Raw genomic sequence first — 20,885 nt, forward strand, 5'->3', positions numbered from 1 at the left:
ACTGCTTGTTTCAGCAACGGACGGTGTTGGTACAAAACTAAAAGTCGCCATCGATATGAACAAGCATGACACGGTTGGGATCGATCTGGTTGCCATGTGCGTGAATGACCTTGTCGTTCAGGGGGCGGAACCTCTTTTCTTCCTCGATTATTTTGCAACCGGCGGATTGGATGTTGAAGCAACCCGGGATATCGTTGCTGGCATCGCAGAAGGCTGCAAGCAGGCTGGTTGCGCCCTGATCGGTGGTGAAACTGCGGAGATGCCGGGCATGTATGCCAAGGGCGATTATGACATGGCCGGCTTTACCGTCGGCGCGGTTGAAAGAGACCAGCTTCTCAAAGCAGACACCTTGAATGAAGGAGACATTCTGATTGGCCTTTCATCCAGCGGTGTTCATTCAAACGGTTATTCTCTGGTCCGTCGGCTGGTCAGCGACTTTAAACTGGATCTGGAAGCACCGGCCCCGTTCGATGAAAACGTTATTCTGGGCGACGCTTTGATTGCCCCGACCAGAATTTATGTAAAAAGCTGCCTTGCCAGCATTCGTGCGGGTCATATCAAGGCCCTTTCTCATATTACTGGCGGCGGGCTTTATGAAAATATTCCGCGTATTTTGCCGGACACCCTGACTGCCGAAATCGACGCGAATGCCTGGACATTGCCGCCCTTGTTTAAATGGTTGGCCGAGCTTGGCAATATTGAGCCGCGGGAATTAGCGACAACCTTTAACTGTGGACTGGGCATGATTGTTGCCGTGGCCCCTGAAAATGAAGAAGCGGCCCTGCAATTATTATCCGATCACGGAGAGACCGCCCAGACAGTGGGGCGCCTTATTGCCCGTGAGACCGATTCTGAGCAGGTTTCAATTCCGAGTTTGGAAGAGGCGTTTTTAAAGTGAAAGTAGCGATTTTCATTTCTTCCCGGGGCTCAAATATGCAGGCCCTGGTTAAAGCCAGTCAGGAAGAAGGGTTCCCAGCAGAGATCGTAACGATCCTGTCAAATAATCCAGATGCTGGCGGGCTGGAATTTGCCAAAGCGCATAATATTCCTACCAAAGTGATTAATCATCGTGACTACGACAATCGCGATGATTTTGATGCTGCGATTAGCGATTATCTGGAAGGCATGCAAATTGATCTTATTTGCCTTGCAGGCTTCATGCGTCTTTTGACGGCTGACTTCGTCAACCGTTGGCGCGACTCTATCATCAATATTCACCCTTCGCTTCTGCCGGCGTTCAAAGGCCTGCATGTTCATGAACGGGCTATTGAATCAGGGGCGCGCTTTACCGGATGTACGGTACATGTTGTTCGGCCCGAAATGGACGATGGACCGATTATTGCGCAGGCCGCTGTTCCGATTTTACAAAAAGATACACCGGAAAGCCTGGCCGCGCGGATCCTTGAACAGGAACATAAAATTTATCCATTGGCGCTAAAGCTGATGGCCCAGAGAAAAGTGAAAATCCATGGGTCCATCGCCCGCATCGAGGGATGTGTTGAGTCAGAGGCTTCTCTGTTAAACCCCGAAGCTTAAACACATCCGTCAAAATCCAATGCAGACAAAGCGCCGCCTCAGGCGCTTTTCTTTTTCCGGTTCTTTCTCGTTAATGTATTCAGCAGTTCAACAAGTGCTGAAAATGCCATCGCAGCATACAAATACCCTTTTGGTACATGAGCACCAAAGCCTTCGGCAATCAATGTCATTCCGATCATCAACAAGAAACCGAGTGCCAACATAACAACTGTTGGGTTGCGAGAAATAAATTCTGATAACGGATTTGCCGCAAACAACATAACGGAAACCGCAACAACGACCGCGATGACCATAATTGCAATCTGGTCCGTCATACCAACCGCTGTGATGATGCTGTCGATCGAGAAAACGACATCCAGCAGGATAATTTGAGTGACAGCGGCCGTGAAACTGATTTTTACAATTCCTCCTGCCTCCGTGTCGTCGTCCTTCCCTTCGACATGATGATGGATTTCCGTGGTCGCTTTCCAAACAAGGAAAAGGCCGCCGGCCAGCATTATCAGATCCCGCCAAGAGAAAGACAGGTCCAATATCGTTAGAACGGGTTGGGTCAAACTAACGATGATTGCAACCACAGACAACAGTCCCAGACGCATGATCATCGCCAAACTGATCCCGATCATCCGTGCTGTTTTTTGTTGATGTTCTGGCAACTTATTACTCAGGATCGAGACAAAAATAAGATTATCAATCCCAAGAACAACTTCCATTACGATCAAGGTCAACAAAGCAATGATGGCTTCTGGACTGGTAAAAATGCTTAAGAATTCCATTTTTTCTACACTTTATTTTGGAAAGAGTTTGCCATAAGTACTAAAGAGAACGGGGACTATCAAGGTGCTTTACTTTGTCGATCATTCAGAAGCCGGCTCATAACTCATTTTTATTTTGCAAGCGAGAACGTTGCGCGCCCCGGAAATGAACAGGAACACAGGACAAGTGCACGTTCCCGATCAATCCAAACAAACGGTTTGGTTTCGACGGTCCGTTCTGCAATGATGTGAATTATTTATTCAAATAATGCGGTTACTTTGTTCCTGCCGGACTTTTTCGCTTCATACAGTGCTCTATCCGCGTTTTTCAGCAGTTCATCCAATCCCCTGGTTTCGTCTGTTAATGGACAAAGACCGATGCTAACAGTAAATGGTCGTCCATCGAGTTCTTTTAAATTTCGGTTGGAAATTTTCAATCGTAACTCATCCAGTTTTTTATAGGCCGCCTCCAAACTGGTAGATGGCATAATAACGGCAAACTCTTCGCCGCCCATACGGCCCACAAGGTCGCTTTCCCGAAAACTGTTTCTAAGGCAATTTGCAAGATCCTGAATAACTAGATCGCCAATATCATGGCCATACTCATCATTCACACTTTTGAAATGATCAATGTCGATCATTGCAACAGCGTATTTCTGATGAACACGGCGGGCGATATAAAAACTCTCTTGCCCCAATTCACTGAAACCGCGCCTGTTATATAAGCCGGTCAGAGGATCTTTGATGGCCAAATCCTGAAGTTTATTCTGCAGGTTTTTAGTCTCAGTCACATCGCGTTCAATGGCAGCAAAATAAGATATTTCACCAAATTCATTTTTAAGAGGCACGATATTCATATCCAGCCAGTATCGATGCCCACTTTTCGAAAAATTCAAAATCTCTTCGCGTGATGGTTCGTTGGCAATCAAGGCATCACGAACGCGTTTTCTTGTTTCTGGATCAGTTTCGTCACGTTGTAAAAATCTGGGGTTTTTACCGATTACTTCTTTAGCTGTGTAACCGGTAAGGTCCGTGAATGCATCATTTACATAAACGATTTCAGGCCCGTCATTATCAACAGGCCGCGCCTTTGTCACAACAATCACATCGTTGGATAAATCCACGATATCTTTGTACGGTATTGTCTGATGTTCTTTGGTCACGTCAATAAACGTTACAATTACCTTATCGACGATCCCGTCTTCAAATTCCGGATAGGCGTTGCATAATACCCATGTCACTTTATTATTTGTGCTATCACATACCCCGATTTCCAGATTTGCAATCCCCTTACGTTTTTGAAGAACCAGGTTGACTGGATATTGGTCGATAGTCAGCGGCTCGCCATGAGAGCCAATAAACTGCCACTTCGGGTCCATTGCATCTTTACCCAAGGCCTGTTCTTTTGAAAGCCGGAGAAGCTCCAATGCCTTCGGGTTTGCAAAAAGTATTTCTGTCTGATTGTTATGAACGACGACGCCTGCATTTAGGCTTCTCAGCAACGCTTCAGCATTTAAATTGCCCAGTTCCAACAAAACCTCCCTTTATTTATTTTGAATCAATATTTCAAAAACTCGCTGAACAGAGATCGCAACGGTGCCATTATATTGTTCAGGAATAAATCTGTCTTAAAACCACAGGGCAAATTTGAAAAATTGTCGTCATATTATGACGTCGGTAATGCCGATACAATATTCAGCAAACCACCATTCCCAAAAAAACAGTAACTTTAAAAATAAAACCAAAAAACAATAAAATTACAGAACGGCTTTTATCGATTAAACAGTAATATAACTTTTCAACACAAGAAGACAATCAATTGAAGTGAACCTATGATTGTCGGTTACTTCGAAAATGGTCTCAATATTGGGAAAGGAAGTATAACTTTTTAAACGCAATTCGGATTATGACAGACATTTTTAAGACGCCTTCCAGCATCGTCGATTGTCTGAGTTAAAAATCTAAACAATATGTCCGAGATTTGTTTTGAGTAATGCGCGCGCCCTCCTTTCAGAACAAGCAAATACAGTGAGGGCAGCGCACTGGACAAAATAAAAGCCCCGCAACAACGTTGCGAGGCTCTGAAAACAACATCGGAGATGTTGTAAATGTGGTCCCTCGAATTAACGAGAGTAGAATTCAACGATCAGGTTTGGTTCCATCACAACTGGGTAAGGAACATCAGCCAATGCAGGAATGTTGTTGAACGTTCCTTTCATTGCTTTGTGATCCACGTCCATATATTCAGGAACTTCGCGTTCTGCACTTGCAGTTGCTTCCAGAACGAGAGCCATCTGTTTTGATTTTTCGCGAACTTCAATCACGTCGCCTACTTTAACCTGGTAAGAAGCAATATTTACTTTTTTACCATTTACAGTCACGTGGCCATGGTTGACGAACTGACGAGCAGCAAAAACAGTTGGTACAAATTTCATGCGGTACACAACAGCATCCAGACGACGCTCAAGCAAACCAATCAGGTTTTCTGATGTATCGCCTTTCAGACGAACGGCTTCAGCATACAAACGACGGAAAGATTTTTCAGTGATGTTACCGTAGTAACCTTTCAGCTTCTGTTTTGCACGAAGGTGAATACCAAAGTCGGAGAGCTTACCGCGACGGCCCTGACCATGCTGGCCTGGTCCATATTCGCGTGAATTAACAGGGCTCTTCGGACGACCCCAGATATTTTCGCCCATGCGGCGATCAATTTTATACTTGGCTTGGATACGTTTAGTCATAATCTTATTCCAATAAATCAAAGGATAAGGCATGCCGACGAGGCTTGCACAAGACGCGCACTATAGTCATGCGTTTTTAGAAGTCAACTTACTTTCCAGCATTTTTGGCAGCATTCTGTCGCTTTTGCAAATCGGTCAAAAAAACCAAGACTTCCCGGGCAACTTCTTTTGGGGCTTCATGGGTTACCCAATGGCTGACATCCGGCATTTTAAGGAGCTTCAAATCAGGGACGAACGCTTCAATACCGTCAATATTTGCGGGGACCAACGCATGGTCCCTTTCGCCCCAGACCAAAAGTGTGGGAACCTTGACAATAAACGCTTCTGGGTCCAGATCCAGCCCCTTTACCCCTTTTGATTTGGGGCGCGGTGTCAGTGGAGAGTTTCGATAATAATTCAGCATGGCGCGAATGGCACCGGGTTTTTGCCACGCGGCCAGATAGGCGTTTTTATCAGCCTGCGTCATTTGCCCATTTTCGAAATGTTTTTTGAAGGTCCAGTCCCACAACCATTCACAATTGTCGGCTAGCAGCTTTTCTTCCATCCCCGCCTCCCGAAAGTCTGCCATATACTGACTGTGGGCTATTTGGGTTTCATCTTCTTCCAACAGTTTTGAGAAAATATAAGGATGTGGGCCGTTTAAAACACAGAGGCCCATCACCCGATCCGGATGCGCAAGGGCCACTGACCATGCAATAGCAGCCCCCCAATCATGAGAGACAAGATAGAATTTCTCATGTCCGAAATGGTGCGCAAGCTCGATCACGTCATTGATTAATGGACCAATTGTATAGGCTTTGGGATCTTCTGGCCGATCCGACAGATTATATCCGCGCAGATCCGGTGCCACAGCATGAAAATGTGTCCCTATTACCGGCAGCTGTTGACGCCAAGTATACCAGAACTCCGGAAAACCATGCAGGAAAATAACCAGCGTATCATGGCCGCGCCCGACTTCCGCATAATGCAGCGTTATATCTGGTAATTCAGCAAAACCATTTGTTATCGTCACGTTTTTCTCCTGTCGGGCTTATCCCGATCTTTGTCTTATTCAATATGCTTGTGTTTTAACCCAAAGACCATGACAAGAAAAAGAAAAACGCCCAAAATTGTGATTATTGAACCGACTGCGGCAACTTGGAAAAGTTCTGGAGATTTCGTCACAATAACCTTGCCAGCAATAAGCGTCGCTGCCCCGATATGAAAAACAAAAAACTGCAGGACCGACAAGGCTGCCTGTTTCAGGCGTCCATATAGTTTAAGCAATATTCCGAACATTACGGGCAAAACAAACCCTAGCAAACCCACATGGGCGTGAGCATTTGCATATTGGAAATTTTCGGTAATTCCCATCCAGGTACCAAAAGTGACGCCCGTCAGGAGCCACAAGAAACCGATCTTAAGGTGAAATAGATCAAGAGTTCCGCGCATTCTGCCTCCCCCAAAAAAATCAGAAACAATTCAGGAAACAGTAAATAAGCTTTTTGTTATTTTATCAACTAACAAGTAATTATCGTGCGATTTTCTTAGCAAAAACAACGAAACCTTTGACTAATCGTCTTTTTTCCTAGGACGGGATATCCCTTTGATAATGCCCTGCATCGCCTTGATATCCGTTTCCATCAGGTTAAACCGGTGGAACATATTGCGCATATTAGCCAGGATCACCGGCCGACGGTTCATGATTGAATCAAAATAACCACGTGCATCCAGTTCATTTTCAATCCGGGTGAAAAGGTGAACCAGTTCCTTTTTTGTCGCCAGTCTTTCTTCATTCTTGATCACGGACTGCGGCGTATCATCCGCTTGCTGATACCATTCATAACCAACAAGCAAAACCGCCTGAGCCAGATTAATCGAGGAAAAGTCTGGGTTTAAAGGAACCGTGATGATTGTGTCTGCATATGTAATATCGTCGCTAGACAGCCCCCAGCTTTCTTTGCCAAACAAGATCCCGCACGCTTCGCCCTTGTCAATGGAACTGCGCATCTCTCCGCCTGCGCCATTGGGGGTTACAACCCGCTTAATCATATCACGTGGGCGGGCTGTTGTTGCATAAACATGCTGTAAGTCAGCGATTGCCTCATTCAACGTGTCAAACACTCTGGCTTTTTCCAAAACCACATCTGCCCCGGACGCAAGCGGAATAGCCCTGTCATTGGGCCAGCCGTCTCTTGGGTCGACCAGACGCAGATCGGTGAGGCCAAAATTAAGCATGGCCCGCGCTGCGGCACCAATATTCTCCCCCATTTGGGGTTCTACGAGAATAATCGCTGGCGCTTGTGTGTTACTCGTCATGTAAAATTACTTCTATTTTCCTGCGGGCGCACCGGCCTTCAGAAGTTTGTAAATGATACTATCCTGCAACGCGGCAAAGGCAGCATCTACCAGGTTCGGGGAAACCCCGACCGTCGTCCAGTTCTTAAGGGTATCATCAATGCTTTCGATGGTAACCCGTGTGACAGCTTCCGTCCCGGTTGTCAGAATACGCACCTTGAAATCCTCCAGACGGAGGTCTTCCAGATATTGAGAATATTTTCCAAGATCTTTTCGCAGCGCCATATCAAGCGCGTTCACCGCGCCGTTTCCTTCAGCCACAGACATATATCGTTTGCCGTCAACTATCACTTTTACCACTGCATCCGAGACAGAAATCATGTCCCCTTTAGCATTGTGACGCCGTTCAACCTGCGTCCGAAAACTTTCAACCTCAAAGTAATTGGGTACCATTCCCAAACGACGGCGCGCCATCAATTCAAAGCTGGCTGGTGCACTATCATAACTATACCCGTTAAATTCCCGCTCTTTCACTTCTTCCAGAAGACGATCAATCCGCGGATCCTTTGGATCAACATCCATACCAAATTCTTTTAGCTGCGCCAGAACATTTGATCGGCCAGCCTGATCCGAGACGGGAATGATACGCGAGTTTCCAACCAGTGATGGCTCGATATGTTCATAGGTGCTTGGGTCTTTTTGCACCGCGGATACATGCAAACCACCTTTATGGGTAAAGGCCGAGGGGCCAACATAGGGCTGGTGCCGATTGGCAGCCCGGTTAAGAACTTCATCCAAAAGCCGTGAAACCGAAGTCAGGCTTTTCAGGCCTTCAGCTGATATTCCGGTTTCAAACTGCGATTTAAACGGCTCTTTCAACATAAAGGTTGGTATAAGGCTCATTAAATTGGCATTACCGCAGCGTTCACCCAATCCATTAATGGTTCCCTGCACCTGCCGGGCACCTGCCAGAACAGCGGCAAGTGTATTTGCAACGGCGTTTTCCGTATCATTATGGGTATGAATACCAACATGATCACCAGGAATGACTTTGACGACTTCTTTTACAATCTCAGACACTTCATGGGGCATGGACCCTCCGTTGGTATCGCACAGGACAACCCAACGAGCACCTGCATCAAAAGCAGCTTTCAGGCATTCCATCGCGTAGTCTGGGTTGGCCTTGTATCCATCAAAGAAATGTTCCGCGTCATACATGGCTTCGCGCCCTTGACGGACACATTCTTCAATACTGGACGAGATCAGTTCAACATTTTCCGCGTTTGAAATACCGAGGGCCACGTCAACCTGAAAATCCCAGCTTTTTCCAACCAGACAGGTTGCGGGCGTTTTTGCATCCAAAACAGCGGACAAGCCAACATCGTTGGAAACACTGCGTCCGGGGCGCCGGGTCATACCAAAAGCGGTAAAGGTCGCATTTTTAAACTGAGGTGGGTTTTCGAAAAATGCAGTATCACCGGGATTGGCCCCGGGCCACCCTCCCTCAATGTAGTCGATTCCTAATTTATCCAGAGCTTCGGCAATAAAAATCTTGTTTTCAACACTAAAATCCACGCCTTGGGTTTGCGCGCCATCACGTAGCGTCGTGTCGAAAAGATATAGCCGTTCTTTGCTCATTATGCCCTCTTCCAGGTTGTTCCTTCGGGTCCGTCTTCCAAAATGATCCCCTGATCCATCAGGTCATTCCGAATTTCATCTGCCCGTGCAAAATTCTTCTGTTTCTTGGATTGGATACGCTCTTCTATCAACTCATCAATGGCTGCCCCGTCCAATTCGCTGGCAGCGGCCCCCTTAAACCAGTCATCAACAGATTGCTGCAATACACCGAGCAATTGCCCGCCTTTAATTAACTGGCCTTTCAGGATCGCGCGTTCTTCGTCATCGCTGGCCACATTGGCTTTTTTCGCGATCGCAATCAGCTCTTTCAACGCAAATGGGGTATCGATATCATTTTTCAGATGATCAACAATCGTATCGGGGACAACCGACAATTCGGCGCTAACATCTTCCAGCTTTTGCATCGCCGTATAAAGCGTATTCAACGAGTTTTCAGCATTTTCAACACCAACTTCAGTCCAGTTCAAGGGCTGACGATAGTCTGTATTGAGCAACAGAAAACGATAGATTTCACCGGCGCAGCTTTCCAGTTTGCTGGCCTTGTCCAATAAATCGCGCACCGTAAAGAAGTTGCCCAGTGACTTGGACATTTTTTTACCTTCAACAGTCAGAAAGCCGTTATGAACCCAATAGCGGGCGAAGGTACTGTCTTCATTGGCACAGCAGCTTTGTGCTACTTCATTTTCATGATGAGGGAAAATCAAATCGCGACCACCACCGTGAATATCAAACGCCTCTCCAAGCTCGGCCTTGGACATCACAGAACATTCAATATGCCAACCCGGCCGACCTTTGCCCCAAGGGCTTTCCCATCCCGGCATATCGCCCGGAGACGGTTTCCACAGAACAAAATCTGCGGGATCTTTCTTATACGGAGCAACTTCCACCCGCGCCCCTTCGATCAGTTCTTCACGGTTGCGCCCGGAAAGTTTTCCGTAATCAGGCATACTTGGGACATCAAACAGAACATGGCCTTCTGCCTCATAGGCGTGCCCTTTATCGATCAACACGCCGATCATCTCGATCATACCGTCGATATGCTCGGTTGCTTTTGGTTCGCGATCCGGCAGCCCGACACCTAACGCCGCCATATCATCATGATAGGCTTTGGTTGTCCGCGCAGTAAGGTCTGCAATGCTTTCGTTATTGGCGGCCGCGGCTTCAATGATTTTATCTTCTACATCCGTTATATTACGCACATAGGTCACATGATCGTCGCCATATTCGTGACGAAGCAAGCGCGCTAATACGTCAAACACGACGGCTGGCCGGGCATTTCCGATATGGGCTGTATCATAAACCGTTGGTCCACAGACATACATTCCCACATTTTTGGGATCGCGTGGGACAAACGCTTCTTTTTGCCGCTTCGCCGTATTGTATAACTGAATGGACACTCTACTTCTCCTCAAGCCAATCAGGCCTGTTTACCAGCAAGACGCGCGAGCGCTTTTTCACGCCCGATCAACACCAACATATTATTCATTTCCGGGCCATGAGACCGTCCGGTCAGCGCCTGACGCAAAGGCATGAAAAGAGCTTTTCCTTTCACACCAAGGGCATCCTTCACTGCCGTGGTCCAAATCTTCCAGCTTCCCGCATCCAACGGTCCTTCTGGCAGCAACGCAGCGGCTTTTACCAGAAATTCGGGATCCTCAACAACTGGTGTAATCGGACCACAGACAACGTCCCACCAGCCTTCAGCATCTTTGATTGTCTCAAGATTACCCCGAACAGCCAGCCAAAACGCTTCGGTGGCCCCTTCAAGGTTAAGCCGCTTGGACGCTTGCTCCCATGACATTTCATGAAGGATGCGCGCGTTAATGTTTTTAAGTTCCGCTGGATCGAATTTTGCAGCTGCACGGCTGAACCGATTGATATCAAACCCCTCAACAATCGCTGACAGGTCTCCCTGTGCGTCCACATTGTCAGACGTTCCAAGCCTGGCAAGCAGGCTATTGATGCTCATTGGCTCCAATCCGGTGCCTCGAAGCTCCCGCAGGCTTTGACTGCCTTCGCGTTTTGAAAGCGGTCCGCCATCTGGTCCCATCAGTAGCGGAAGATGGGCAAATGCAGGAACATCGGCGCCAAGGGCTTTGAAAATCTGAATATGCAGGGCTGTATTGCTCACATGGTCTTCACCCCGGATAACATGGGTAATTCCAAAATCAATATCATCCACAACCGAAGGCAGATGATAAAGCGGGCGTCCGTCACTCCGAATAAGAACAGGATCTGACATGCTGGCGCAGTCTACACTGACCTCACCGCGAACATCATCCTGCCAAGTTACTTTTTCCTGATCCAGCAGAAAACGCCAATGGGGTTTACGGCCCTCAGCTTCGAATTTTTCAATCTCGTCTTCGGTCAGTTTTAAAGCGGACCGATCATAAACGGGAGGCATTTTTCGGGCGATCTGCCGCTTACGTTTATATTCCAGCTCTTCTGCGGTTTCGTAACAGGCATACACCCGGCCTGACGATTTTAACGCATCAATCGCCCGATCATATTCCTCTTTCCGTGACGACTGCTTTTTCAGGTCATCCCAGCCGAGGCCCAGCCATGTCAGATCGTCCTGAATACCAGTGGCATATTCCTCGGTTGACCGCTCTTCATCAGTGTCATCCAAACGCAGGACAAACTGGCCACCCGTTTTTTTGGCATACAACCAATTAATAAGCGCCAGTCGAGCGTTTCCGACATGGAGGAAACCAGTCGGGCTAGGGGCAAATCTAAATTTTGCAGTCATCTTTTATCTCTGTATCCGTTGGTAATAGGATAGCGTCTGTCCCGACCGAAATTTCGGGTCGTAATTTTCACGCCAGGAGGAGCCTGTCGCCTTTTATATTCTGCAATATAAAGCAAGTTTTGAATTCGGCTAACAGTTTCGCTTTCATAGCCTGCAGCAACAATTTCCGCAAAGGATTTCTCTTCCTCCACAAGCGCATGCAAGATGGCATCCAGAACCTCATAAGGAGGCAAACTGTCTTCATCTTTCTGATCTTCGCGCAATTCTGCAGACGGCGGCTTGGTAATCACATTGCTGGGCATAACCGCACCAGCAGGCCCCTTGAACAATGGCGATGTGTTGGCATTCCGCCATTCCGAGACGTCGAAACACAGGGTTTTATAAAGGTCTTTAAGGACAGAGTATCCCCCGCACATATCCCCATAAATCGTTGCGTAGCCGGTAGACATCTCGGATTTATTGCCGGTGGTCAGAACCATCTTGCCAAATTTGTTGGAAATAGCCATCAACGTCACGCCACGTACACGGGACTGGATGTTTTCCTCGGTAATATCTGCTTCAGTTCCTTCAAACAGACCGCCCAGCATGGTCTCATAAGCGTCAACAGCCGGAACAATTGGAACACTGTCCAGATGCGTTCCCAAAAGGCGGGCGCATTCCGCGGCATCATCCAGACTTTCCTGAGAGGTATATTTGGACGGCATCATAACGCAATGAACCCGATCGGCCCCCAACGCATCAACGGAAACCGCGGCGCTTAAGGCGCTATCAATCCCGCCTGAAAGCCCCAGAACAACACCTGGAAATTTGTTCTTTTCCACATAATCTTTTAATCCCAGAACCATGGCATGATAAACACGCTCCAACGAAGCACCGGGATCTTTCAGATGCTCGGTGTCGCACTGCCAATATCCTTCATCATTGCGGCGCCAATCCGTGATCAGTAGGTCCTCTTTCCAGCAACTCATCTGTACGGGTAAGGATCGATCCGAATTAAGGATAAAAGACCCGCCATCGAACACAAGTTCGTCCTGTCCGCCAATCTGATTAACATACATCAATGGCAAACCGGTTTCGGTCACACGTTCCACCGCGTAATTAATACGGGAGTCACTTTTTTCATGATCGAACGGGCTGCCATTGGGAACAATCAGCATTTCTGCACCCGTTTCAGCAAGGCATTCAGCCACATCGCTGAACCACATATCTTCGCAGATCATGACACCGAGACGGACCCCTTTGAACGGGATTGGCCCGGGCAACGGCCCAGCATCAAAGACCCGCATTTCATCAAAAACGCCGTAATTAGGTAATTTCGCTTTGTGACGAATGGCCGACATTTTCCCATCTTCCAACAGGAAAACAGAATTATAAAGCTTCCCGTTCTCTGAAACCGGCCCCGACATCAGCATGGCGGGTCCGCCATCCAGTGTCAGTTCTGTAAGCTCGTCAATAGCAGCTTTGATGCTTCGAATAAAAGCCGGCTTTAGAACCAGATCTTCCGGCGGGTATCCGCTCAAGAAAAGTTCGGGGTAAACGACCAGATCCGCGCCATCCGCTTCAGCTTCCTGCCGAAATTCGCGCGCCAATTTGATGTTTCCTGCAATATCACCCAATGTCGGGTTGGCTTGTGCCATTGCAATGCGTAATTTATCAGTCATGCAAAGGTTTTAACTCTCCTTTGCCCGTCCAGCAATGGGGAGTTTCGTCTTTTTTGCAAATCCGCTGGAAAAGACGGCCCACAGACGACAGTCTGTTAGCCGTTTCGGTTCCACAAGGAGGGACCGTCATCCATAATACCACCGGTCTCATCGTCTTCGTCATCATCTTCAACATAATCTTCCATTATGCTCATGGACGCTTTGCTCAGGAAGAACGGATGGGTAATATCCTTGTTTTCATAATGTTCAAAATCGATGGGTTCGTCTTCAATCCATTCCTCTGATTCAGGGTTCATGACTGGAACTACGGTCCCTGACCGGATTGGCATGGCCACAAATTCAACCTGTTCATCGACCGGAACGGATTCTTTAATGCTCATGCGGTACAGGGTAAAAAACCCGATAAACGCAAAGATTGTTGCCAAAAAAATAAAGAAGGCCGACGCACCGAAACTGGACATCAGAAAAGAGACGATCAACGGGCCGATTACTGCCCCCACACTATTGGTCAAAATCAGACCGCTACTCGCAGCGACCATTTCGTCGGGTTCAAGATAATCGTTTGTATGCGCCAGACACAAAGAATAGATCGGCATACAAAAGCCACCAAAGACCCCTGCTCCCAATAAAAACAGGAGTTTACTTTCGCCATCCTGCAGGACAAACATCATGGCACCGGTTGCGGCGGCTAAAAGAGCAGTGCCAAAGATCACTTGCCGACGGTCGAAATGATCGGACAGCCGACCGATTGGCATTTGCAACAGGGCCCCTCCAATAATGCTCACACTGATAAAGGTCGAAATTTCGATTAATGACAGATTGATCAGGCCCGCATAAACCGCGGCCATGGCAAAAAAGGCACCATGCCCGACACCAACCGAGAACACGCCAATAACCCCCAACGGAGAAATCTTGTAAAGCTGCTTCAAGCCCAGACTGCGGGTCGTCTCCATATTCGGGAGTGGCGATGCGGTGAGCGCTGATGGAATAAGCGCAAAGGAAACCAGTACAGAAACAATAATGAAAAGGTTGTACCCGCCCGGATCGGAAACGGTCAGGAGGAACTGTCCGCCGGCCATACCAACCCAGATGATTGTCATGTAAAAGGACAGGATCTGCCCGCGGGTTTCATTGCTCGCAACATCGTTCAGCCAGCTTTCACTGACAATATAAAGCCCGGCGAAGCAAAAGCCTGTAATAATCCGGAAAATCCCCCACATATACGGATCCGGAATAACGGCGTGCAACAATGTGGTCGTGGAAGCAAGCGACGCCAACGCCGCGAATACACGTACATGGCCCACTGTGACCAAAATTTTAGGGGTGACAATCGATCCGAAAAGAAAGCCTACATAGTAGGCTGACATGATGAAACCGGTCAGTGCGGTCGGAAAGCCTTCAATATTGGCGCGTACACCTAAAAGACTGCCCTGCAAACCATTGCCGAGCATCATCAAGGCGATTCCAAATAAGAGTGGCCAACATGCCGATAAAGCTGATCTCACGGGGCTATTTCCGATCACTTACGCTAGTAATACGCGTCATAAGACAAAGACAGGCGGTATAGCGCCTGTCCTCTCACGGCCCTATCCCAAAAGAGACACTATTTTTCCTTTTTCAACAAAAATTCCCGGCCCAGTTTCACACTGGGTTCACCATCATACGCAATGATATCTGCGGTCGCATAAGTCTCCGTCCAACTGGAGGGGAGATAGGACCCCGTCCCGATCACATCAATCGGTACATTCAGACTGCCCATGATCCGACATTTTTCTGCTGAAAAGCCTGAGGAAGCAACAATCCGGACCTTGTCGAAGCCTGCTTCATCAAGACATTCGCGCATTCGATAAATCGCTGCCGCCGAGACCCCGGTCCCGACGATCCATTTCAATTCTTCTTCAGACCGATACTGACGAATACCTTTCGGCATGTAACGTTCGACGACCGCGTAAGATCCAGCCGGATCCAGCCCTTCGATAAATCGCCCGCCATGGGTATCCATCCGAATAGAGATTAAGCCATCGGCCGCCATCTCAGGGAAACGGCGACATACGGCAAGTGCGTCCGTGATTTCCTTACCAAAATAATCCACAAGAACCGTGATCGGTTCGCCGGGAAAGCTTTCGATAAACATTTCGGCTGCGCGGAGCGTACTGCCCGCATATCCAATCAGGGCATGGGGCATGGTGCCGAGCCCTTTTGTATTCCCGAAGTAATGAGCGGTGCTGTCATTGGCATTCCCAATAAACCCGATTGCACCATGTTCATTTTTCGCAGCCTTACTGCCTACCGATGCGGCATAGGCCATCATTTCTGCCATTTCAGATCCGGCACAGTGGCGCGCATCCATTGCCAAAAAGGAAGCATTGGGCAAATGACCACACATCAGATACGCGTTATAAGCGGCAACGCAGGCGGACCCAAGTTTCTGAAGATACAAGGTTTCAAGATCAACAAGATCGATAAAACTGCCTGTGATATAAATCAGTGGCTCACCTGCCCCAACCCAGTCGCCTTCTTCAAAACAGGGTTCCACCTGAAAAGTGTATCCCCGAAGACGATTGATCTCTTCCAGCCATTCGACAACAAGCCGAGGGCAAAAGATAACCGGACGCCGCATAAAAACGGCGTAAGTGACTGTTTTATCACCAAATTCCCGGACGACTTTTTTCGTTTTATTAAAATACTGATCTGTATGATCAGAGATACTCTGATCAACTGCCGTCAGGCCGGTTTTTATGGATTGCTGATTCATTTGCCCGAAGATTATGACGCAGCCGCAGCTGAAACGTCATTACCTCTTTCTTTCTTAAGGGTTTCGGCAATCAGGAAAGCAAGCTCCAACGCCTGATTTGCATTCAAACGAGGGTCACAAGCTGTATGATACCGATCACTCAGGCGTTCTTCAGTGACTTCGAAAGCACCGCCAAGGCATTCAGTAACATCCTTACCGGTCATTTCAAAATGAACGCCGCCTGCATAGGTTCCTTCGCTAGCGTGAACATCAAAAAACTCACGAACTTCTGACAATATACGATCAAATGGGCGTGTTTTATAGCCTGTTCCCGATTTGATGGTGTTTCCGTGCATCGGATCACAGGACCAGACAACGTTGCGGCCTTCCTGCTTAATTTTCCGAACCAAGGCTGGTAAATGCTTCTCAACATTTCCCGCGCCAAAACGACAGATAACAGTCATTCGGCCCGCTTCATTTTCCGGGTTCAAAGTGTCAATCAGACGAAGCAGTGTATCAGGATCCTGTGAAGGGCCTGCTTTAACGGCAATCGGATTTGAAACACCGCGCAGAAATTCGACATGTGCTTCATCCGGGTCGCGCGTACGATCGCCAATCCAAAGCATATGGGCAGACGTGTCATAATATTCACCGGATGTGCTATCGATCCGGGTAAGGGCCTGTTCATACCGAAGCAACAAGGCTTCATGCGACGTGAAGAAGTCTGTTTTGCCCATGGCCGGTGTATTTTCAGAATTAACGCCGCATGCTTCCATGAAGGCAAGCGACTCCTGAATACGGTCTGCCATTTCTTTGTAACGGGCGCCTTGCGGGCGACTGGCCACAAATCCCATATTCCACTGTTGAACCTGATGCAGGTCCGCGTAACCCCCTTGCGCAAAAGCCCGCAACAGGTTCAGCGTTGACGCTGCCTGAGAATAAGCCGTCAGCATCCGTTTTGGATCAGGGATACGGTCTTCTTCCGTGAAATCAAATCCGTTGATGATATCACCGCGATAACTTGGAAGCTCGACGCCATCGATCACTTCTGTATCTGAAGAGCGGGGTTTCGCAAATTGCCCGGCCAAACGGCCGACTTTAACAACGGGCTTGTTTGCTCCGAAGGTCAGGACAACCGCCATTTGCAACAGAACCTTGAAGGTGTCACGAATATTGTTCGGATGGAACTCGGCAAAACTTTCAGCGCAATCACCACCCTGTAACAGAAAACCACGGCCTTCTGACACTTCAGCAAGTTTTTTCTTCAAGTTCCGCGCTTCACCTGCAAAAACCAACGGCGGAAAATCGCCCAGATCTTTTTCAACAGATTGTAGAAGCGCTTCGTCGGTATATGTCGGAACCTGACGGATTGGCTTCTCTCTCCAACTTTCAGGTGTCCACAAATTTGACATTGTCTTAATTCCCTAAACAGATATTCGCACTGCAAAACAGCATTTTTTACAAATTACTACAGGCTTTTACGATGAAAGCAATGCTTAAGCAGTGTGTAAGCACACAAATTGCTCATTTTTGCGCCATAAATCAGTGTTTATGGCGCAAATCCGAGATGAAATTTTATTCCCCGGTATATTTCTCGCGCATCGTGACAATTTCTTCAGCCAAAGTGGGATGTACCCCCACGGTCGCGTCAAACTGCTCTTTGGTGGCGCCGCATTTAACAGCAATCCCGATCCCTTGAATGATTTCACCAGCATCAGCACCGACGATATGAACACCCAAAACACGATCTGTGGCACGATCAACGATCAATTTGACCATGGCCCGTTCGCTTCCCTGTGTAAGGGTTTGCTTCATGGGGCGGAATTCAGACTTGTAAATGTCCACTTCACCAAATTGAAGACGGGCTTCCAATTCTGTCAGACCCACAGAGCCAACAGGGGGTTGCGAGAACACGGCAGAGGGCACATTGCTATGATCAAATGCACGCGGCTTCCCGCCAAAAACAGTTTCCGCGAAGGCCATTCCTTCATGAATGGCAACCGGGGTTAGCGCGATCCGATCAGTAACGTCGCCCACAGCGTAGATATTATCCACGGTAGTTTTTGAATAAGCATCGACCACGACCGCACCGTTAAGGGATGTTTCAACCCCTACCGCCTCGAGGCCCAAACCATGAGTATTTGGTCGGCGGCCGGTCGCATACATGATTGCATCCGCTTCGATGACAGAACCGTCTTCCAGAGTAATCACCAGTCCATCGGCGGTTTTTTCAATTTTTGCCGGGTTAGCATGTGTTCTTAAATCCACCCCTTTTTTCGTGATCTCTTGGGCGACCATGGCCTGTACATGGTGATCGAAGCCCCGCAAAATCTGCTCGCCGCGATACAGCTGGATTACATCGGCGCCTAGACCGTTAAAAATTCCGGCAAATTCCACAGCGATATAACCGCCGCCCACAACAACAACGCGCTTGGGCATTTCGTCCAGATGAAAGACTTCATTGGACGAAATAGCATGTTCAATGCCCGGCACGTCCGGCATGGTTGGCGTGCCACCAGTTGCAATCAGAATATATTTCGCAGTAACTGTTTTATCGCCGACCTGAACGGTATTTTTATCCAGGATTGTCGCCCGGTTTTCATACAGCTCAACATTATTATTGCTCAGGATTGTATGATAAATGCCGTTCAACCGGTCAATTTCCGTGTCTTTGTTACGGATCAAGGTTTTCCAGTCGTGTTTGGCTTTTGGAACTGTCCAGCCATAATTTTCAGCATCTTCAAAATCTTCCGCAAAATGGCTTGCATACACAAACAATTTCTTCGGAACGCAGCCACGAATGACACATGTTCCGCCAACTCTGAATTCTTCTGCGATCGCAACCTTCGCCCCCATGGAAGACGAAATACGAGAGGCCCGGACTCCACCAGAACCTGCACCGATCACAAAAAGATCATAATCAAAAGCCAAAAGTCTATTCCTTATAAAAGAGCGCCCGCCCTATTCGTGCCTGTGTTACTTATCCAAGCCGCCCAAGCACATGTACTTAATCTCAAGATAGTCATCCAATCCGTATTTTGAACCCTCTCGTCCAATTCCGGATTGTTTTACACCACCAAAAGGGGCAACTTCGGTTGAGATGATGCCTGTATTAATCCCGACAATCCCATATTCCAAGCCTTCACTGACACGCCAAATTCTGCCAATATCGCGGGCACAAAGATAGGCTGCCAACCCAAATTCGGTGTCATTGGCAAGGGCAATGACTTCGTCTTCCTCTTTAAATTTAAACAACGGCGCCATTGGTCCAAAAGTTTCTTCCCGCGCAACTGTCATATCCGTTGTGGCGCCAGTCAAAATCGTTGGCTCAAAAAATGTTTGGCCCAACTCGTGGCGTTTACCGCCGACCAAGATCTTTGCGCCTTTTGACAGCGCATCTTCAATATGGCTTTCAACTTTTTTAACAGCATTTTCGTTGATAAGCGGCCCTTGGGTTACCCCTTCTTCAAGCCCGTTCCCGACTTTCATGCCTTTCACTTTTTCAGCCAAGCGCTTGGCAAATTCGTCATAAACGCCTTCCTGAACATAAAGGCGGTTGGCACAAACGCAGGTTTGTCCGGCATTTCGGTATTTTGACGCCAAAGCCGCCTCGACCGCATCATCCAGATCAGCATCGTCAAATACGATAAACGGCGCGTTGCCGCCCAGCTCCATGGATGTTTTCTTGACGGTCGCTGCGCATTGCTCCATCAGAAGCTTTCCTGTTGCTGTTGATCCGGTAAAAGTCAACTTGGCAACATCCGGATTGCTGGTCATTTCGCCGCCGATATCCTGGGGCACACCCGTTAGAACACTTAGAATGCCAGCGGGCACGCCAGCGCGTTCAGCCAGAACCGCCATGGCAAAGGCCGAATACGGTGTCATTTCGGCAGGTTTAATCACCATTGGACAACCTGCGGCCAAAGCAGGCGCTGCTTTGCGTGTAATCATCGCAATCGGAAAATTCCACGGTGTAATGGCCGCAGTAACGCCAATCGGCTGCTTTAAAACAATGATCCGTTTGTCGCTTTGATGTTCAGGAATTGTGTCGCCATAAATGCGCTTCCCTTCTTCCGCGAACCATTCAATAAACGATGCGGCATAAGCAACTTCACCTTTCGCTTCGGCGAGCGGTTTACCCATTTCCATCGTCATGAGGCGCGCCAAATCATCTGTATTTTCGATCATCAGATCGTGCCATTTACGTAAAATCGTCGCCCGCTCTTTTGCCGTAAGGCCGGCCCAGGCAGGCATGGCTTTCTTGGCCGCATCGATCGCCCGTTTCGTTTCCGCAGCGCCCATTTCAGGAACCGTTCCCATCACATCGCCTGTTGCCGGGTTGGTGACTGCGAACTTCGCACCGCTATCTGCATCGCACCATTTTCCATCGATCAGGCCCTGCTGACGAAAAAGTTGAGGGTCTTTGAGGTTCAAGGGATTTTCAGTGACGTCAAGCATTGCTGCCTCCAGAATAGAAACGCGAAAAGGAGGCGAGAGTGTAAGGCAGATTTTTCACAGCCGCAATTGCCTATTCAGACAAAATTAGCCTCTTCTTCGTTTAAACATGGAAATTTTAACCCTGTCCGACTACTCTCAAATCTGTTGTCGGCAGGCCCGACCCATTGATAAAAAAATTCAAGGAAAAATTTTGGCCAGCGGTTCAAAAAAGGTTATTTATGCGGCACTTATTGGTAATTTTCTGATTGCTGTGTCAAAATTTACGGCAGCCGCAGTAACAGGTAGTTCTGCCATGCTGAGTGAGGGTATACATTCGCTGGTGGATACGGGCAACCAGAC

The 20,885-nt window shown here is 48.1% G+C and carries 18 protein-coding genes; 3 read left to right on the top strand and 15 right to left on the bottom strand.

The window, feature by feature from the left end; all coding sequences use genetic code 11:
* Positions 1–898: phosphoribosylformylglycinamidine cyclo-ligase (gene purM, locus ACJAYR_RS16550; protein WP_415237630.1), on the top strand; the 898-nt coding region annotated here is incomplete at its 5' end.
* A complete protein-coding gene (purN, locus tag ACJAYR_RS16555) occupies positions 895–1,536 on the top strand; it encodes a phosphoribosylglycinamide formyltransferase (protein WP_415237631.1) in 642 nt (213 codons plus the stop codon). The genes purM and purN, both read left to right, overlap by 4 nt.
* A gap of 38 nt (positions 1,537–1,574) precedes the next feature.
* Here purN and ACJAYR_RS16560 read toward each other — a convergent pair whose 3' ends face one another.
* The 15 genes from ACJAYR_RS16560 to gabD form a co-directional block, all read right to left on the bottom strand.
* Positions 1,575–2,309 carry a TerC family protein gene (locus tag ACJAYR_RS16560; protein ID WP_415237632.1) on the bottom strand — a complete coding sequence of 245 codons (735 nt, stop codon included), beginning with the start codon at positions 2,307–2,309 and terminating at the stop codon, positions 1,575–1,577.
* A 236-nt stretch (positions 2,310–2,545) separates the two neighbouring features.
* Positions 2,546–3,820, bottom strand: a complete 1,275-nt coding sequence (locus tag ACJAYR_RS16565; protein ID WP_415237633.1) for a diguanylate cyclase — start codon at positions 3,818–3,820, stop codon at positions 2,546–2,548.
* A gap of 591 nt (positions 3,821–4,411) precedes the next feature.
* The gene (rpsD, locus tag ACJAYR_RS16570) at positions 4,412–5,029 is read right to left on the bottom strand and encodes a 30S ribosomal protein S4 (protein ID WP_415237634.1); all 618 of its coding nucleotides are present in this window, start codon (positions 5,027–5,029) and stop codon (positions 4,412–4,414) included.
* 88 nt (positions 5,030–5,117) lie between these two features.
* Positions 5,118–6,041 carry an alpha/beta fold hydrolase gene (locus ACJAYR_RS16575; protein ID WP_415237635.1) on the bottom strand — a complete coding sequence of 308 codons (924 nt, stop codon included), beginning with the start codon at positions 6,039–6,041 and terminating at the stop codon, positions 5,118–5,120.
* A gap of 35 nt (positions 6,042–6,076) precedes the next feature.
* The gene (locus ACJAYR_RS16580; RefSeq protein ID WP_415237636.1) at positions 6,077–6,460 is read right to left on the bottom strand and encodes a hypothetical protein; all 384 of its coding nucleotides are present in this window, start codon (positions 6,458–6,460) and stop codon (positions 6,077–6,079) included.
* 120 nt (positions 6,461–6,580) lie between these two features.
* Positions 6,581–7,327, bottom strand: coding sequence for an RNA methyltransferase (locus ACJAYR_RS16585; protein ID WP_415237637.1), 747 nt, complete (start codon positions 7,325–7,327; stop codon positions 6,581–6,583).
* A 12-nt stretch (positions 7,328–7,339) separates the two neighbouring features.
* Complete coding sequence (gene cimA / locus ACJAYR_RS16590) at positions 7,340–8,944, bottom strand: citramalate synthase (protein ID WP_415237638.1); 1,605 nt, start codon at positions 8,942–8,944, stop codon at positions 7,340–7,342.
* A complete protein-coding gene (gene cysS, locus ACJAYR_RS16595) occupies positions 8,944–10,341 on the bottom strand; it encodes a cysteine--tRNA ligase (RefSeq protein ID WP_415237639.1) in 1,398 nt (465 codons plus the stop codon). The genes cimA and cysS overlap by 1 nt, the downstream gene beginning before the upstream one ends.
* A gap of 20 nt (positions 10,342–10,361) precedes the next feature.
* On the bottom strand, positions 10,362–11,693 hold the full coding sequence (gltX, locus tag ACJAYR_RS16600) for a glutamate--tRNA ligase (protein WP_415237640.1): 1,332 nt from the start codon (positions 11,691–11,693) through the stop codon (positions 10,362–10,364).
* A complete protein-coding gene (locus ACJAYR_RS16605; protein WP_415237641.1) occupies positions 11,690–13,354 on the bottom strand; it encodes an NAD+ synthase in 1,665 nt (554 codons plus the stop codon). Before ACJAYR_RS16605 ends, gltX begins: the two co-directional genes overlap by 4 nt.
* Positions 13,355–13,449: 95 nt before the next feature.
* Positions 13,450–14,877, bottom strand: a complete 1,428-nt coding sequence (locus ACJAYR_RS16610; RefSeq protein WP_415237642.1) for an MFS transporter — start codon at positions 14,875–14,877, stop codon at positions 13,450–13,452.
* An 80-nt stretch (positions 14,878–14,957) separates the two neighbouring features.
* Positions 14,958–16,109, bottom strand: a complete 1,152-nt coding sequence (locus ACJAYR_RS16615; RefSeq protein WP_415237643.1) for a nicotinate phosphoribosyltransferase — start codon at positions 16,107–16,109, stop codon at positions 14,958–14,960.
* Positions 16,110–16,120: 11 nt separating this feature from the next.
* A complete protein-coding gene (locus ACJAYR_RS16620) occupies positions 16,121–17,500 on the bottom strand; it encodes a class II 3-deoxy-7-phosphoheptulonate synthase (protein ID WP_169545440.1) in 1,380 nt (459 codons plus the stop codon).
* A 163-nt stretch (positions 17,501–17,663) separates the two neighbouring features.
* Positions 17,664–19,019 (bottom strand): glutathione-disulfide reductase, encoded by a 1,356-nt coding sequence (gor, locus tag ACJAYR_RS16625; RefSeq protein WP_415237644.1) that lies wholly within the window; start codon positions 19,017–19,019, stop codon positions 17,664–17,666.
* Positions 19,020–19,064: 45 nt separating this feature from the next.
* Positions 19,065–20,522 carry an NADP-dependent succinate-semialdehyde dehydrogenase gene (gene gabD, locus ACJAYR_RS16630; RefSeq protein ID WP_415237646.1) on the bottom strand — a complete coding sequence of 486 codons (1,458 nt, stop codon included), beginning with the start codon at positions 20,520–20,522 and terminating at the stop codon, positions 19,065–19,067.
* 130 nt (positions 20,523–20,652) lie between these two features.
* Here gabD and ACJAYR_RS16635 point away from each other — a divergent pair.
* Positions 20,653–20,885 (top strand): cation transporter (locus ACJAYR_RS16635; RefSeq protein ID WP_415237645.1); only part of this gene is annotated, 233 nt, incomplete at its 3' end.

Source organism: Sneathiella sp. (genome assembly GCF_047631475.1).
Taxonomy (GTDB): Bacteria; Pseudomonadota; Alphaproteobacteria; order Sneathiellales; family Sneathiellaceae; genus Sneathiella.

Excerpts from the sequence above, each read along its gene's own strand:
- ACJAYR_RS16560 (WP_415237632.1), bottom strand. The coding sequence starts at position 2,309 with ATGGAATTCTTAAGCATTTTTACCAGTCCAGAAGCCATCATTGCTTTG.
- rpsD (WP_415237634.1), bottom strand. The coding sequence starts at position 5,029 with ATGACTAAACGTATCCAAGCCAAGTATAAAATTGATCGCCGCATGGGC.
- ACJAYR_RS16580 (WP_415237636.1), bottom strand. The coding sequence starts at position 6,460 with ATGCGCGGAACTCTTGATCTATTTCACCTTAAGATCGGTTTCTTGTGG.
- ACJAYR_RS16585 (WP_415237637.1), bottom strand. The coding sequence starts at position 7,327 with ATGACGAGTAACACACAAGCGCCAGCGATTATTCTCGTAGAACCCCAA.
- cimA (WP_415237638.1), bottom strand. The coding sequence starts at position 8,944 with ATGAGCAAAGAACGGCTATATCTTTTCGACACGACGCTACGTGATGGC.
- gltX (WP_415237640.1), bottom strand. The coding sequence starts at position 11,693 with ATGACTGCAAAATTTAGATTTGCCCCTAGCCCGACTGGTTTCCTCCAT.
- ACJAYR_RS16605 (WP_415237641.1), bottom strand. The coding sequence starts at position 13,354 with ATGACTGATAAATTACGCATTGCAATGGCACAAGCCAACCCGACATTG.
- ACJAYR_RS16615 (WP_415237643.1), bottom strand. The coding sequence starts at position 16,109 with ATGAATCAGCAATCCATAAAAACCGGCCTGACGGCAGTTGATCAGAGT.
- ACJAYR_RS16620 (WP_169545440.1), bottom strand. The coding sequence starts at position 17,500 with ATGTCAAATTTGTGGACACCTGAAAGTTGGAGAGAGAAGCCAATCCGT.